At 68.0% G+C, this 14,215-nt stretch carries 13 protein-coding genes; 6 read left to right on the top strand and 7 right to left on the bottom strand.

Translation table 11 applies throughout. The features are described 5' to 3' along the window. Positions 1-301 precede the first annotated feature (301 nt). Positions 302-1,201 (top strand): polysaccharide deacetylase family protein, encoded by a 900-nt coding sequence (locus ACWEH3_RS08155; RefSeq protein WP_450019101.1) that lies wholly within the window; start codon positions 302-304, stop codon positions 1,199-1,201. A 21-nt stretch (positions 1,202-1,222) separates the two neighbouring features. Next, positions 1,223-2,092 carry an SDR family NAD(P)-dependent oxidoreductase gene (locus ACWEH3_RS08150; RefSeq protein ID WP_450019099.1) on the top strand — a complete coding sequence of 290 codons (870 nt, stop codon included), beginning with the start codon at positions 1,223-1,225 and terminating at the stop codon, positions 2,090-2,092. Positions 2,093-2,100: 8 nt separating this feature from the next. Here the strand turns inward: ACWEH3_RS08150 and ACWEH3_RS08145 are convergent, their stop codons facing one another. Further along, a complete protein-coding gene (locus ACWEH3_RS08145) occupies positions 2,101-2,865 on the bottom strand; it encodes an SDR family NAD(P)-dependent oxidoreductase (protein ID WP_450019097.1) in 765 nt (254 codons plus the stop codon). Continuing rightward, entirely contained in the window at positions 2,852-3,646 is a 795-nt protein-coding gene (locus ACWEH3_RS08140; RefSeq protein ID WP_450019095.1) for a 2OG-Fe(II) oxygenase family protein, read from the bottom strand. The genes ACWEH3_RS08145 and ACWEH3_RS08140 overlap by 14 nt, the downstream gene beginning before the upstream one ends. Positions 3,647-3,730: 84 nt before the next feature. Between ACWEH3_RS08140 and ACWEH3_RS08135 the strand changes: the two genes are divergently transcribed. Next, positions 3,731-4,330: a DUF459 domain-containing protein gene (locus ACWEH3_RS08135; RefSeq protein WP_450019093.1), complete on the top strand. Its 600-nt coding sequence runs from the start codon at positions 3,731-3,733 to the stop codon at positions 4,328-4,330. A gap of 121 nt (positions 4,331-4,451) precedes the next feature. Here the strand turns inward: ACWEH3_RS08135 and ACWEH3_RS08130 are convergent, their stop codons facing one another. After that, positions 4,452-5,942: an ABC1 kinase family protein gene (locus ACWEH3_RS08130; protein ID WP_450019091.1), complete on the bottom strand. Its 1,491-nt coding sequence runs from the start codon at positions 5,940-5,942 to the stop codon at positions 4,452-4,454. 105 nt (positions 5,943-6,047) lie between these two features. Here ACWEH3_RS08130 and ACWEH3_RS08125 point away from each other — a divergent pair, with 105 nt between their 5' ends. Next, positions 6,048-6,824, top strand: coding sequence for a GntR family transcriptional regulator (locus ACWEH3_RS08125; protein WP_450019089.1), 777 nt, complete (start codon positions 6,048-6,050; stop codon positions 6,822-6,824). A gap of 390 nt (positions 6,825-7,214) precedes the next feature. On the opposite strand, the gene ACWEH3_RS08120 is transcribed toward ACWEH3_RS08125, so the two are convergent. From ACWEH3_RS08120 to ACWEH3_RS08105, 4 genes are all read right to left on the bottom strand, one after another. Continuing rightward, complete coding sequence (locus ACWEH3_RS08120; protein WP_450019087.1) at positions 7,215-8,339, bottom strand: NAD(P)H-dependent flavin oxidoreductase; 1,125 nt, start codon at positions 8,337-8,339, stop codon at positions 7,215-7,217. A gap of 218 nt (positions 8,340-8,557) precedes the next feature. Beyond that, positions 8,558-9,901 (bottom strand): WS/DGAT/MGAT family O-acyltransferase, encoded by a 1,344-nt coding sequence (locus ACWEH3_RS08115; RefSeq protein ID WP_450019085.1) that lies wholly within the window; start codon positions 9,899-9,901, stop codon positions 8,558-8,560. A gap of 134 nt (positions 9,902-10,035) precedes the next feature. Next, positions 10,036-10,701: a class I SAM-dependent DNA methyltransferase gene (locus ACWEH3_RS08110; protein ID WP_450019083.1), complete on the bottom strand. Its 666-nt coding sequence runs from the start codon at positions 10,699-10,701 to the stop codon at positions 10,036-10,038. Positions 10,702-10,809: 108 nt separating this feature from the next. Next, a complete protein-coding gene (locus ACWEH3_RS08105; protein WP_450019081.1) occupies positions 10,810-11,721 on the bottom strand; it encodes a DMT family transporter in 912 nt (303 codons plus the stop codon). A gap of 248 nt (positions 11,722-11,969) precedes the next feature. On the opposite strand from ACWEH3_RS08105, the gene ACWEH3_RS08100 reads away from it, so the two are divergent. Together ACWEH3_RS08100 and ACWEH3_RS08095 are read left to right on the top strand one after the other, a co-directional pair. After that, on the top strand, positions 11,970-13,190 hold the full coding sequence (locus tag ACWEH3_RS08100; RefSeq protein WP_450019079.1) for a phthiocerol/phthiodiolone dimycocerosyl transferase family protein: 1,221 nt from the start codon (positions 11,970-11,972) through the stop codon (positions 13,188-13,190). 194 nt (positions 13,191-13,384) lie between these two features. Beyond that, positions 13,385-14,128, top strand: a complete 744-nt coding sequence (locus tag ACWEH3_RS08095; protein ID WP_450019077.1) for an SDR family oxidoreductase — start codon at positions 13,385-13,387, stop codon at positions 14,126-14,128. Positions 14,129-14,215: the final 87 nt, after the last annotated feature.

Here is a 14,215-nt window from a genome sequence, read left to right as displayed (position 1 = left end):
CCGCGAGACCCCGTTCAGGTCCTGCTCGCCCGCCTCTCCGGGTATTCGGGCCGTACTGGTTGGGAGCCGCGAGACCCGCGTTCAGGTCCTGCGTCGAGCGCCGCTCCCCTTCTGGGCGTACCCGGTGAGTTACCCATGGGCGTACGAAATCTGTTGTTACGTTCGCTGCACGATACCGGCTGGTGCGCACGATCCGGCTCGCGGAACCCCGCCGCTGTCCCCGCTGGGCTGTGCACTGTGCCGGACATCACTCACGGTCGAGGTTGATCCTCACATTAGTGTCAAGTTTCAGCATGAGGGCATGGACAACGAACTCTTCGAGTACAGCCCGATCGTCGATCGTCCGCCGTTGCGGTGGCCCGGCGGTGCCAGGGTCGCGTTCTATGTCGGGCTCAATGTCGAGCACTATCGGGTGGACCGGCCGTCCACGAGCATCTTTCCCGGTACTGCCGGGCTCGCGCCGGATCCGCTGAACTACGGCTGGCGTGATTACGGACCTCGGGTGGGCATCTGGCGGCTGATCGATGTGCTCGACCGGCACGGTGTCCGGGCCAGCGCGCTGCTCAATTCCGATGTCGCCGAGCGGTATCCGCAGATCATCGCGGCGGGTGTACGGCGGGACTGGGCGTGGCTCGCGCACGGGAAGAACAACTCGATCTTTCAGCCGGACGTTCCGGCTGAGGAGGAGGGCGCCTACCTCGCCGATGTGGTCGCGACCATCGAGCGCGCGACCGGACGCAGGCCGCGCGGCTGGATGGGGCCCGCGCTCACCGAGTCCTTCCGCACCCCGTCGCTGCTGGCCGAACTCGGCCTCGGCTACGTCCTCGACTGGACCAACGACGACCAGCCCTATCCCCTGTCGGTACCCGGCGTGCTCAGTGTCCCTTACTCGGTGGAACTCAACGACAACACACTGTTCCTCGGCAAAGCCACCAGCGGACCGGACTTCGTGCGTATCGTCCGCGATCAGTTCGACCAGCTCTACGCCGAGTCGGCCGACAGCGGGCGGGTCATGGCGCTGGCCCTGCACCCGTTCGTGATCGGGCAGGCGTTCCGGATCAAATACCTGGACGAAGCGCTCGAATACGTGGCGGGCCACCCGGGAGTGTGGCTGACCACCAGCGACGAGATCGCCGAGCACTACTCCAGCGCGTCGGTGCTTGCCGAACCCGCGCGAGCCGATGACGATCGGGTCAGGTAAACCGATCCGCGAGAGGCAGCGATGGCAGCGCAGGAACAGACACAGGACCAAGACCTCACCGGAAAGACGGTGGTGGTGACCGGCGCGAGCTCGGGCATCGGCGCCGCGGCGGCGCAGCGGCTCGCGGCTCGCGGCGCCACCGTCGCCGTCGTCGGCCGATCCCCGGAGCGCACCGCCGAGGTGGCGGCGAAGGCGGGCGCGCAGCCGTTCGTCGCCGACTTCGCCCGGCTCGACGACGTGCGCAAGCTGGCCGACCAACTGCTCGACCGGTACCCGACGATCGACGTGCTGGCCAACAACGCGGGCGGCGCGTGGCCCAAGCGGACGGTCACCGACGACGGCAACGAACTCACCTTCCAGGTCAATCACCTGTCGCCGTTCCTGCTGACCAACCTGCTGCTGGAGCGTTTGACCCGATCGCGGGCCCGGGTGGTGAACACCGCGAGCACGACCTACCGGATGGCGAAGCTGGACTTGGCCACGGCCAACGCGTCGACCGGCTCGTTCAACCCGCTCGGCGCGTACGGCGCGTCCAAACTGGCGAACATCTTGTTCACCAGGGAACTGGCCCGCCGCACCGAGGGCACCGGCATCACCACCGCGGCCTTTCATCCCGGTGTGGTCGCGACCCATGTCTACGACAACGCGCCGCTCGGCTTCGGCTGGTTCGTCCGGTCTCCGCTGGCGCGCCCGTTCTTCATCCAGCCGGAGAAGGGCGCCGAGCCGCTGGTGCATTTGGCCACGACCACCGACGGCGCGGCGATCAACGGCCAGTACTTCCATCGTTTCCGACTGGAGCCGCCGCGCAACAAGCAGGCGCTCGATGCCGATCTCGCGCGACGGCTCTGGACGCTGTCCGAGCGGGCCACCGGGCTCACCTCGACCGAATAGTCAGGCGGTCACGGTTCTGCGAGCCGGAGCGAGGAGCCCGCTGCCCGTTCCGGCTCGACACCGACCCCGTACACCCCACCGGACACCGCGCTCGCGTCCAGCTCGACGATCGCCCGCGCGACCTGCTCGGTGGGGACCAGGGCCGGAAAAGTGGTCGGGGCGATCGCGTTCGCGCGCACCCCGAACTCGGCGAACTCGGCGGCGATATTGCGGGTCAGCTGGTTGAGCGCGGCTTTCGACGCGGAGTACAGCGTCTGTGCCGGGTAGACCTCCGAGCCGGAGATGCTCGAGACATTGACGATGTTGCGGTTGCGCGCGCGATTCTCGGGGCCCGCGTGCAACCAGCATCGTTGCGCCAGCCGCGCCGAAAGACGCAGGGGTACCGCTACGTTCAGCGCGAAGTGCGGATCGAAGTCGTCCAGCGCTGCGTCGCCGTCGACGATGCCGCCCGGATGCAGCCGGACGTGCGCCGCGTTGTTCACCAGCAGGTCGACTCCGCCGAACCGGGCCAGCGCCAGGTCGATCACCCGTTCCACTTCACCCGGCTCGGTCAGATCCGACCGCACCACGAACACACGGGAATCGTTCTCGGGCACGGTCGCGTCCGGCGCCAGCGGATCGATGTACCACTCCAGTTGCGACGGCACCGCGGGCGTGCGCGTGCGGCACACGGCGACGATGTCGTAGTCGCGGTAGTAGGCCTGGCAGAACGCGTCGCCCAGTGTGCCGCTCGCACCGGTGAGCAGGCAGACGCGGCGTTCACCAGTGGACAATCTTGTCTCCTCCCCAGCGCCGTTCGGCGTCCGCCTTGGTGCGGTGCACCCACATCAGCACGCTGTTGCGGTCGTTGATGTTGTTGCCCGCGAACGTATGCCAGGTGCGCGGGGTGACCTCGAACAGCAGCAGCGAATTGTCCAGCGGCGGGACGAGGGATACCGACTGCGGCGCGGCTCCCTGGGCGACGTGGTCGTACAGCGCGGTCTCGCCGCCGTCGCCCGGCTGCCATCCCGGATTGCCCAGATAGAACTGCACCGCGACGCCGCGCACGGTCTCGCGCGCGACGACGCCGGTCGCGCGTGCCCCGGTCTTGGTGTGCACGGTGGCGTCGGGCAGGCGTACTTCGCCGGGACCGGGCGGCGGGCCGGGGAACCAGGCCGGGTTGAGATCGTTGTGCGGGCGGCCGAACGGGCTGCCCGATCCGTGGTGGTGCACCGATCCTTCGACATCGCCGGTCGGTTCGACACCCCCGAGCCGGGCGACCAGGTCGTGCCACTCACGTGAGGTGAACACCGCGAGCGGGCCGTCGCGTAGGTCCTCCAGCCGAATTCCGCCGGCGCTGTAGCCGTCGGCGACCGGGGCGACCAGGTCGGGGCGCTTGCCGCGAACCTGCTCCAGTTGCTCGGTCAACCGCTGATAGAACTCGGGAACGAAGACGTCGCGGGCGTACACGTGCGGAAAGGGCCTGCTGCGCCGGATCCAGCGTCGGTGGGCGAAAATCTCTGCGAACCACTGCGGAACCGGCGGTGTCGCGAGCTCCGGCTCGGTTGTCACCATTACTCCCTCCCGGTCGAACCGCCGTGATCATATTGCCCGTACCCGGACACGCGGGCCGGTCTCGGCCCTGCAAGGATCACGGGGGTGAGCCGGGATCTGCGTGTGTGTTTCGTCGGCGATTCGTTCGTCGCCGGTGTCGGCGACCCGGATTTTCGGGGGTGGGCGGGCAGGCTCGCGTCCGCGGCACATGCGCAAGGGATTCCGCTGACGGCCTACAACCTCGGGGTGCGCGGACAGACCTCGGCCGAGATCGTGCGGCGCTTCCGCGCCGAATGCGCGCCCCGCCTGCCGGAGGGCGTGGACGCGCGGGTCGTGCTCTCCTTCGGCGTGAACGATGCCATGCACGAGAACGGCGGTCCGCGGGTCGCGCCCGACGAGTCGGCGGCCAACCTCGGCGAGTTGCTCGCGCAGGCGGGCGAGCGAGGTTGGCCGGTGCTGATGGTCGCTCCGCCGCCGATCGCCGACGAAGAGCACAATGCCCGCACCGCCGCGCTGGACGAGCGATTCGCGCAGGTCTGCGCCGCGTCGGAGGTGCCGTACGTGCGCGTGCACCAGTCACTGCGCGACAGCGCGGTGTGGGCCGCCGAGGTGCGCGCGGGCGACGGGGCGCACCCAGGGGCCGCGGGTTACGAGGAGCTCGCAGCGCTCATCGCTCCGCAGTGGCTCGCGTGGCTGTCGCGGTGACACCTCGATTCCGGAGCGTACAGATCTGATCTGTCCCAGACAGAATAAGCCACTATTTCGAATTCGGGTACACCGACCCGGCATGGCACCGAAATCATTTGCGCCCCCACCGTGACCGAAATTACTCGATCGGCATTCCCCGCTTGCCCGCCTCTGCCAGCCGTCTCCGTGCGGAGTCCAGCTCCAGTGCCGGCGAACCGGCTCTCGGCACCTCGTCCGAGACGAACGCTTCGCTCAATTCCGGTACCCAACGGACGATCTCGTCGCGATAAGGACCTTCGGTCTCCAGCTGACCGAGCACGCCCACGAGCGTGAGGAACGAGCGGGCGAACGGCGTGAAGTAGGCGGGCATGGTCAGCTGCCGGACCACATTGGTCAATCGAGGATTGGTGGTGCGCAACACTTGTCGCCGCAACCAGCGGGTGGTCAGACGGTAGGTCTCGTGCCGGAAGGGTTCACCGCAGGGAGTGATGGCGGCGTAGAGCGCATCACTGTCGAGAGCGAGTCCGTTCGCCACGAAGCCGTGTCTGCGCGTGGCGTCCGCCAGATCAACTGGCCCGCCTCGGAATATCGCTTTACAGCAGTCGAGCGTCAGTTCGCCGAAACCCGCGGGAGGCCAAGGGCTGCACGCGCCGAAATCCATGACGCCGAGCCGGCCGTCCGGCAGCACGCGGAAGTTGCCCGGATGAGGATCGGCGTACAGCAGGCCGTGGCGAGCCCAGCCGGAGGTCACGAAGCGGACCATGAGCATGCCCACCCGGTCACGCTCGGCCTGCGTGCCCGCGGCGACGACGCGCGGTACGGGTGTGCCATCGATCCATTCGCTGATCAGCACGTCACCATGCTGCGCAACCACATTCGGCACATAGAAGTCGGGATCATCCGCATAGGCCGCGGCGAAGGCGCGCTGATGCTCGGCTTCCGCCGCATAGTCGAGTTCCCCGGCGACCGACGCGCAGATCGCTTCGGTCACCGACTTCACGTCCGCTCCCGGCAGGAAAACCGTGGCGAGATAGGAGATCCGGCGCAGGTGGTCCAAATCGCGGGCCACCGCCTGCCTGCCGCCGGGATACATCACCTTGACCGCGACCGGTCTGCCGTCGTGCCAGATCGCGCGGTGCACCTGCCCGAGCGAGGCCGCGGCGGCGCGTCGATCATCGAATTCGCGGAAGTGCGAATGCCATTCCGGCCCCATGCTTTCGGCTATGGCAGCGCGGACGGTGTGCGGCAGCATCGCGGGCGCGGCGTCCTGCAACCTGCTGAGCGCGATCCGGTACGGCTCGGCCACCTCCCGCGGCAGCGCCAACTCGTAGATGGCCAGCAGTTGCCCCAGCTTCGCGGCGCAGCCTTTCAGCTCGCCGAGCACCTCGAAGATGTGCTGCGCGGTGCGGAGCTGAATGTCCCGATTGACTTCTTCGGCCGATCTGCCGAGCGCCCGCCTGCCGATGCCCGCGGCCTGGCGCCCCGCGAAGGCCATCGGCAGCGCGGCCAGTTTCGCGCCGCGAACAGCGCCGTGAACAGGCGGTTTATCATGGGAACGCGACGCGAAGAGCCGGGATCGTTTGCCTGTGGCCCCCGGCTCGGGGCGCTCTCCGATGGGCCGGATGGTCATGACTCACCTCACAGTCGCGGGCACAAGTGTGACACAGGTGCAGTACCCGACAGTAGGGCTTAGACTGTCTGGGACGTGTTCGAACGTAGTCGAAAGGTGACTTCGATGGGATCCCAGACGGTGGTCGCCGACGTTGCCGACGAGCTGGCGCGCCGGGTTGCCGCGGGGGAATATCAGCCGGGGGATCTCATGCCGTCGGTGCGTCAGGTCGCCGAGGAATTCGATATGAACCGCGCGACGGCGCAGCTGACGCTGGGCAGGCTGGAGTCGTACGGTTTCGTCGAAGCCCGGCGCGGCAAGGGATTCACGATCCGTGACGTGCGGGAGGCGGGCGGGGTGGACGTGTACCGCCAGCTGTTCCGATTCTCGATTCCCATGCCGGACATCGCGATGGAGATGTTCCGCGACATCGTGGACGTCGAGCGCGATCTCGTGCTCGAGACGCTGCTCGCCTACACCGGTGGTGAACAGCGGATCGATTCGGCCGAACTGAAATCCGCCATCGACGAGCTGGAATCCCTGGCGCGTCAGCAGGTTCCGGATCTGCGGCAGATGCTGGCGCTCGAGGTCGCACTGGTGCGCAGACTGCTGACCACGCTCGGTCTCCCCATGCAGCGGGCGATCTTGAACTCGATCGGTGAGACGGTGCTCGAGGTGCCGGAGGCGGTCGAGGCGTATTTCGCGGGCGCGCCGGATCTGCACGTGTTGGTCTGGCGGGCGCTGGCCGCGGTATGGGATTCCGGCTCGGGGCCGAGCGAGGCTCAGCTGGCGCTGTTCGAGGATCTGTTCGGCATGTACCACGAGAAGGTCATCGCCCGCTTCGAGGAATTGGTGGTCGGCGTCGAGGAGAGCGCTGACGTGAACCAGGCCGCCACCGCCTAGTCTTTTCGTACACTGCACAGTGCGTCTGGGACGATTTTCGCCGACCATCCGCTCGCTGCGCATAAATCAGCTGGGACGTCGCGTTCCCTGAGGGCATCTGTCCCAGACGCTAATGGGTCAAATGGGATGAATCGGCCGCGGCTCGCGTGGGTGTTTCGTGCCGCTGTGCACCGCGCCGACCACCACGAAATCGTCTACGGGACAGGGTTTCAGCGGCGTGACCGAGTGCTTCTGGGTCGCGGGGTCGAGTTCGGCCCGAAGCCGTGAACCGGGGATCGCACCGGCGTAGGGGTGGCCGCCGCTACACCGGTGCGATCGTCCCGGACTCGACCGGACGGATCCCGCGCGGCCCTACCGCACGGCATCGCCGTCCGGAATCGATGCCCGGACTCAGGCCCCGCCGTTGAGCTTGTTGAGGCGCTCGCACGCCTCGACGTACTCCTGGATCAGGCGGTTGACCACATCCGCGGAGCGCTCCACCCGGTTCATCATGCCGACGATCTGGCCGACCGGATTGAAGTTGACGTCCTTGGCGGCCTCCGGATAACGGTGCCCGCGCTTCACGCCTTCCAACGCGACCATCATCTGCAGCGGCATCGGCAGCGGGTCGGGGGTATCGGCCCGCTCCCACGCCTCGGTCCAGTCATTGCGCAGCATGCGGGCGGGCTTGCCGGTCCATGCGCGCGAACGCACGGTGTCGTGGCTGGTGGCGTCGATGTAGGTCTGCATCTGGGCGGGCGGCACGTTGGCTTCCTCGACGGTGAGCCACACCGAGCCGGTCCACGCGCCCGCTGCGCCCATCGCCATCGCGGCGGCCACCTGGCGGCCGTTGCCGATGCCGCCCGCGGCCAGCACGGGCAGGTCGCCGACGGCATCGATGACCTGCGGCCACAGCACCATCGAGGAGACCTCGCCGCAGTGGCCGCCGCCCTCGGTGCCCTGGCAGACCACGAAGTCGAGGCCGGCACGCTTGTGGTTGAGCGCGTGCTTGACCGAACCGCACAGCGCGCCGATCAACCGGCCGGAATCCTGCACCTGCTCGATCACGTCCTCGGGCGGGGTGCCGAGGGCGTTGGCGACCAGCTTCGCCTTCGGGTGCCGCAGAATCACCTCCACCTGCGGGCCTGCGGTGGTGGCGGTCCAGCCGAGCAGCTGGTTGTGGTGCTCGCCTTCGGGCAGCTTGGGCACGCCGTGGTCGGCGAGGATCTTCTCGGCGAAGTCGCGGTGCCCCTGCGGGACCAGTTCGGCCAGCTTGGCCTCGAGTTCTTCCGGGCTCAGTCCATCGATGCCCTTGCCCTCGTACTTGGAGGGGATCACCAGATCGACGCCGTACACGCCCTGTACGTGCTCATCCAGCCAAGCCAACTCGACCTCGAGCTGCTCGGCGGTGAAGCCGACGGCGCCGAGCACGCCGAGTCCGCCCGCGTTGCTGACCGCGGCCGCCACGTCGCGGCAGTGGGTGAAGGCGAAGATGGGGAATTCGATCCCGAGCCGTTCGCAGATTTCGGTACGCATGGCGTGCTGGTCTCCCTAACTGCTCCGCCGCGAACGGCGCGGCGCAGGTGTACTAGAACGAGTTGCATAAGTGGCGCTCGGTCCGGCCTGGTCGCCGCACGTCGAGTCCACCGCGAGCCGCTGATATCGCCATGAAGCGGCTGCGGCATCCTCGACTGGCCTGTGCACCATGCCTCGACAGTAACACGTTCTAGTTTTCTGCGGAATGCGATGCCGGGTCAGGCGATGGCGCGCTCCAGTTCGGCGAGCGACTCCTCCAGGTGGTCGAGCAGACGGGGCAGTTGCGGCACACTGCGACGGCAGCCGACCAGGCCGAAGTCGAGATTGCCCGCGTTGGAGGTGAGCGTGATGTTCACCGCCTGACCGTCGAACGGGATCGACAGCGGGTAGCTCGCATCGAGACGCGCGCCGTTCCAGTACATCGGCTCCCGCGGGCCAGGCACATTCGAGATGACGATGTTGAAGGTCGGATTGGTCCACGGGATCAGCGCGGGCACTAGATTGAGAGCGAGCGGGCTGAGCATCAGTGCCGACAGCGCCATCGTCTGATTGCACGACAGCGTGCGGTAGACGTCCTTGCCGTCGCGCATCGACGCCGCGACCACCTGCAGGCGCTCCAGCGAATCGGCGATGTCGGTGCCGAGGTTGCACAGCACCGCGCCGACCTTCACTCCGTTGGTCTCCTCGTCGTCCTCGGCGCGCAGCGACATCGGCACCATCGCGACCAACGGCTTGTCCGGCAGGGCGTCTCGTTCGAGCAGGTAGCGCCGCAGCGCGCCCGCCGACATGGTGAGCACCACGTCGTTGAGCGTCGAGCCGGTCGCCTTCTTCACTTGCTGCAACCGCTCCAACGGCCAGGACCGCACCACCGCACGGCGCGCGCCGCCGATCGGGACGTTGAACATGGTGCGCGGCGCCGCGAACGGCAGGGTCAGCTGCTGCCGCGACAGCGCGGTGCGCGCGGCACGCAGCACCGACGCGCCGGATGTGGCTGCGGAGAACAGGTTTCGCGCCGCACCACTCGTACCGGACGGCGTCCTGCGCCTGCCCCGAGGCAGGTGCCACGGCACGTGCGTGACACTCGAGGACGGATCGCTGGTCAGCGTGCGCCGGAGCAGACGCTGGGCGGAAACACCGTCGATCAACGCGTGGTGCATCTTCGAATACAGTGCGAACCTGCCGTCGGCGAGGCCCTCGATCAGGTGGAACTCCCATAGCGGGCGGTGCCGGTCGAGCAGACTGCCGTGCAGCCCGGAGACCAGCTCCACGAGCTGGTCCATGCGCCCCGGTCCGGGCACAGCCAGCCGCCGCACGTGATAGTCGAGTTCCACGTCGTCCGCGCGCGTCCATGCCATCTGCGGGGACCCGAAGATCGTCGCGGGATGCTTGCGAAAGGCCGGATCGATGTCGGTGCTGCGTAATAGCTTGTCGTGCACTTGTGCGGCGAAGTCCGCTCCGGCGTCCTCCGGCGGCTCGAACAGCTGCAACGCTCCCACGTGCATCGGCTGTTCGCGGGATTCGGCGAGCAAGAAGACGGCATCGACCGGCGCGATGAATTCCATGATGAGTCGCCCCCTGACGACATGGTGAAGATGTTCGGAGTTCGAATCGACCACGTTGTCGGCGGGCCCGCGCAGCCATGAAACCGCCGCGACACGACAAACCTACCCGGGCGCGACGGACCGCGTTCGGTGAATCACCGAACCTTCGAGGCCAGCAGGTAGGCCTGCCCGAACCGCTCGTCGGGACCCGGCTCGCGCACCATGCGAGCGATCATGGCGAACCCGGCGTCACCGAGCAGACGCGCGAGACGCTTCGGCGCCCACCGGTAGGCGCGAGTCACCTTGTGGTCGAAGGCTTCCACCGCGTCGGGCTGGTCGGCTGTCTGGAAAGCCAGCAACACGTGCCCTTTGCTTGTGAGTACCCGATGGAACTCGCTCAACACGTGCGGCACGCGATCCGGTGGGAGGTGAATCAACGAATACCACGCGACTATGCCGCCGAGCGCCTCGTTGCTTATCGGTAGCTGCTCTACGGAACCTTGCGCGAAAAGCAGCTGCGGATGTTCCACGCAGGCCAGCTCCACCATTCGCGGCGAGAGATCGATCCCGAATACCTGCGCCCCCAACGCAGCGAGGTGTCCGGTGATCCGTCCCGGGCCGCAGCCGACATCGGCGATGGGGCCGGAGCCGTTGCCCGCCACCGATTCCACGAAGGCGCCGAGCATCGCCCGGTCGAGCACCGCACCGGCGAGGTGGTGGCGGAAAAGCTCGGTGTAGAGCTCGGCGACGTCGTCGTAGGCGGCTCGGGTGACGGCCACGTCGGGGTGTTCGTCTGCGAAGTCTTCCGTCGAATCCAGCACCCGGAGCAGCGTATTACGTGCTCACTCCCCCGAATCGAATGCCTGGGCGACGGGGAGGCTGTCCTCGTAGCCGTGGTGCCGGGTGATCAGTGTCCACGCGCTGTGGGATCACCTCTCGGGTAATTGGGCGGCAGCCTCCGGCGCCGCGGGCGCGTCCGCTCGTGCCGCTGTGTCGCGACCGCGCGCGGTTCCCAGCACGGAACCTAGGATGACCAGCGGGAAGCCGACCGCCATGCCCGCGGTCAGCGGCTCGCCGAGCGCCGTGACGCCGAGCAGGATCGCCACCGCGGGATTGATGTAGGTGATCACCGTCGCACGGGCCGGGCCGACCTCGGCGATCAGCGCGAAGAAGAACAGGAACGCTACGGCCGTGCAGATCACCGCGAGGCCGAGCACCGACCAGGCCGCGTCGGCGGTGATGCGCGACGGGCGCAGCCACCCCGCGAACGGCGCGTAGATCACGGCCGCCAGCAGCAGCGATGCGGTCACCACACCGAGCGGGGGCAGATCGGCCAGTGCGCGATTGATGACGATCGGACCGACCGCGTAACCGACCGTGGTCAGCCCGATCGCCGCGATCGCCGCCGGATTTCCCGAATCGACATCCAAGCCGACGAGCGCGGCGACGCCCGCGAACCCGACGAGCAGTCCGACCACTCGGTGCGCGTCGAACCGGTCGTGGCCGAGCACGGTGACGATCACCACGGCGATCAGCGGCACCGCCGCGATCAGCAAGCCGACCGTCGAACTGTGCAGCGTGGTCTCGGCGTACCCGATCAGGAACCACGGCCCGGTGATCTCCACCAGGGTGTAGAGCAGCAGAGGCCGCCATCGCCGGAACACCGGCGCCAGCGCGTCGGCGTAGAGCGCGACCGGCAGGAGCAGCAAGCCACCGATCAGCGTGCGGCCGAACGCGACCACGATCGGGTCGAGATCCTCCACCGCGATGCGGATCATCGCGTACGGCACGCCCCAGATCACGCCCATCGCCAGGAAGAGGGCCCACCCGCGGCGGGTCATCGCACGACCACGGCGCGGTGCGGACGGACGGCGACCGATTCGGTGCCGGGGGTTGAGAACATGCTCCGCTCGCTTTCGACCACTGGGAGCTTATCCAGGTGATCCGATCATCCGACAGATCCACTTCCCCGCTCCGGCAAGGCCGGTTCGCTCCGGTCCATGTCCCGTTCGTCCTATTTGAGCGAATGATGCGCGCATGCAACGTTGTTCGAGCTAGTCTTCGCCCTGAGCGAAGGGAAGGCATCATCGTGGTCGACGTGATCCGCCGACTGGCCCCGAGCGAGGAGATGTTCGCCGCGGGCGAGGTCTTCATCGGTTATGCGGCACGGGTATCCGGTCGGTTGGACCTGCCCGCGCTGACAGCCGCCGTCGAGGCAGTCGCCCGGGCGCATCCCATTCTGCGCGCCCGCATCGAGTCGTCCGGCGACGGCGGTCGAGTCTTCACCCTGACGGACGCGGCACCCCAGGTCTTCGTCGCCGACGGCAACACCGAATTCGCTCTCACCGGCGCGAAATTCGACCAGCGCACCGGCGTCTGTGGGCTGTGCGTGGTACGCGACGGCGACACCGCGAGCGTCACCCTCGTGATCCATCACAGCATCGCGGACGCGTTCCACGCGTTCGCCATCGTCACCGAGTTCTGGGCCGGGTATCGAGACGCGGTCGGCGGAAAGACCCCCGAGTCGCCGGTGCACGCGTTCCCCGAATCGGTCGAGCATCTGCTCGCAGCGCGAGGCATCGAGAAGATGGCGCTGCCCGGCGCCGGGGCCGCTGCTACCGCGCCGCAGGCACCGCAGCCGCGCGACGACGACTATCCGACGCTGCACACCACCCGATGCCTGCTCTCCCGAGAGGAGACTGCGGCGCTGGCCGCCCTCGGACATCGCGAGAACGTCACGGTGCACGGTCTGGTGTCGGCGGCGCTGTTGCGGACCGAAGCCGAGATCCGCGAGCTACCGCTCACCGGGCTGCTCTACCTGTACTCCGTCGACCTGCGGACCAGGGTGAGCCCCGAAATCTCCGCCACCGAAGGGACGAACGTCCTCGGTTTCGCCAATTACCTTTCCCCCGAATCCGCCGTCACGCTGGTGGAATCGGCCCGCGGCATCAGCGCGGCGCTGCACGCGGGCCTGGCCGCGGGCATCGTGCAACGCACGCCGTTGAGCATCCCCGACATGGCGGCGGCGCCGCGACCGGCTTTGCCCGGCGTGGTCATCGCGACCAACTGGGGCACTATCCCGCCGCTGCCCGAGCAGGACGAGCTGCGCATCGACGACTTCCACTCCACCATGCTCGCGAAGCCGGACCTGACCGGCCGCCGTCCGCAGCAACCGGGCGGCGGCACCTGTGTCATCAGCACTTTCGCCGGACGGCTGAGTGTGGAGATCCATCATCCTGAGGAATTCACCCAGCTCCATCGCCATCGCGTCGAAGTGCTGGCCCGCAACCTTCGCGCCGTGCACGACTGATTCCGCCCGACGCCGAGCGCACCCGGTTACGCGTCACCACTCGCGCGTTGGCGGGCGAATTCGCGTGGTCACGCTGTTAAGTTGGCCCCTCCTAGGAAACCGACGCCGCCGGGCCACTGCGCCTGTCCACAGTCGTTCGTCCCGGTGACGTCGAGCTACGGAATCACTTCGATGAACGGAAGGAACAGCATCCCGTGGCAAGCACAGCCGGTGGGCGAGTCGCAGTGGTAACCGGCGGTTCTCGTGGCATCGGCCGCGCGTGCGCCGAACGGCTCGCCGGTGACGGGTTCGCCGTCGTCCTGAATTTCGCGTCGAATGCCGCCGAAGCCGACCGCGCCGCCGAGGAGATTCGCGGCGCGGGCGGCGTGGCGCTCACCGCCCAAGGGGACGTCGCGGACGAGTCCGCGATGGCCGCGGTGTTCGACCGGGCCGAAAGCGAATTCGGCGGCGTCGATGTCGTGGTGCACGCCGCGGGCCGGATGCAGCTCGCGCCGGTGGCCGAACTCGATCTGGCCGTTCTCGACAGCCTGCACCGGACCAACATCCGCGGCACTTTCGTCGTCGACCAGCAGGCGGCGCGGCGGCTGCGACCGGGCGGGGCGATCGTCAATTTCTCGACCTCGGTCGTCGGAGCCGCGTTTCCGACGTACGGGGCCTACGCCGCCAGCAAGGGAGCCGTCGAGGCGCTGACCTTGATCCTGGCGCGCGAATTGCGCGGACGTGACGTGACGGTCAACGCGGTGGCACCCGGGCCCACCGCTACGGACCTCTTCCTGGACGGGAAGGACGACGCCACCATTGCGCGGCTCGCCGAGGCCGTGCCGTTGCAACGACTCGGCACACCCGCCGACATCGCCGCCGTGGTGGCGTTTCTGGCCGGCCCGCACGGCCACTGGGTCAACGGCCAGATCATTCGCGCCAACGGCGGCTTGATCTGAGCGAATACGCCGCGGGCCGCGATCACGCCGGGAGGGAGGGGTCGGCGGGCGCCGGGGGGTCCATTGGACGCCAAGCGAGGGGCGGGG

Source organism: Nocardia sp. NPDC004718 (assembly GCF_053601535.1).
The sequence above is the reverse complement of the archived record's forward strand: the minus strand, read 5'-3'. Positions and strand labels throughout refer to the sequence as shown.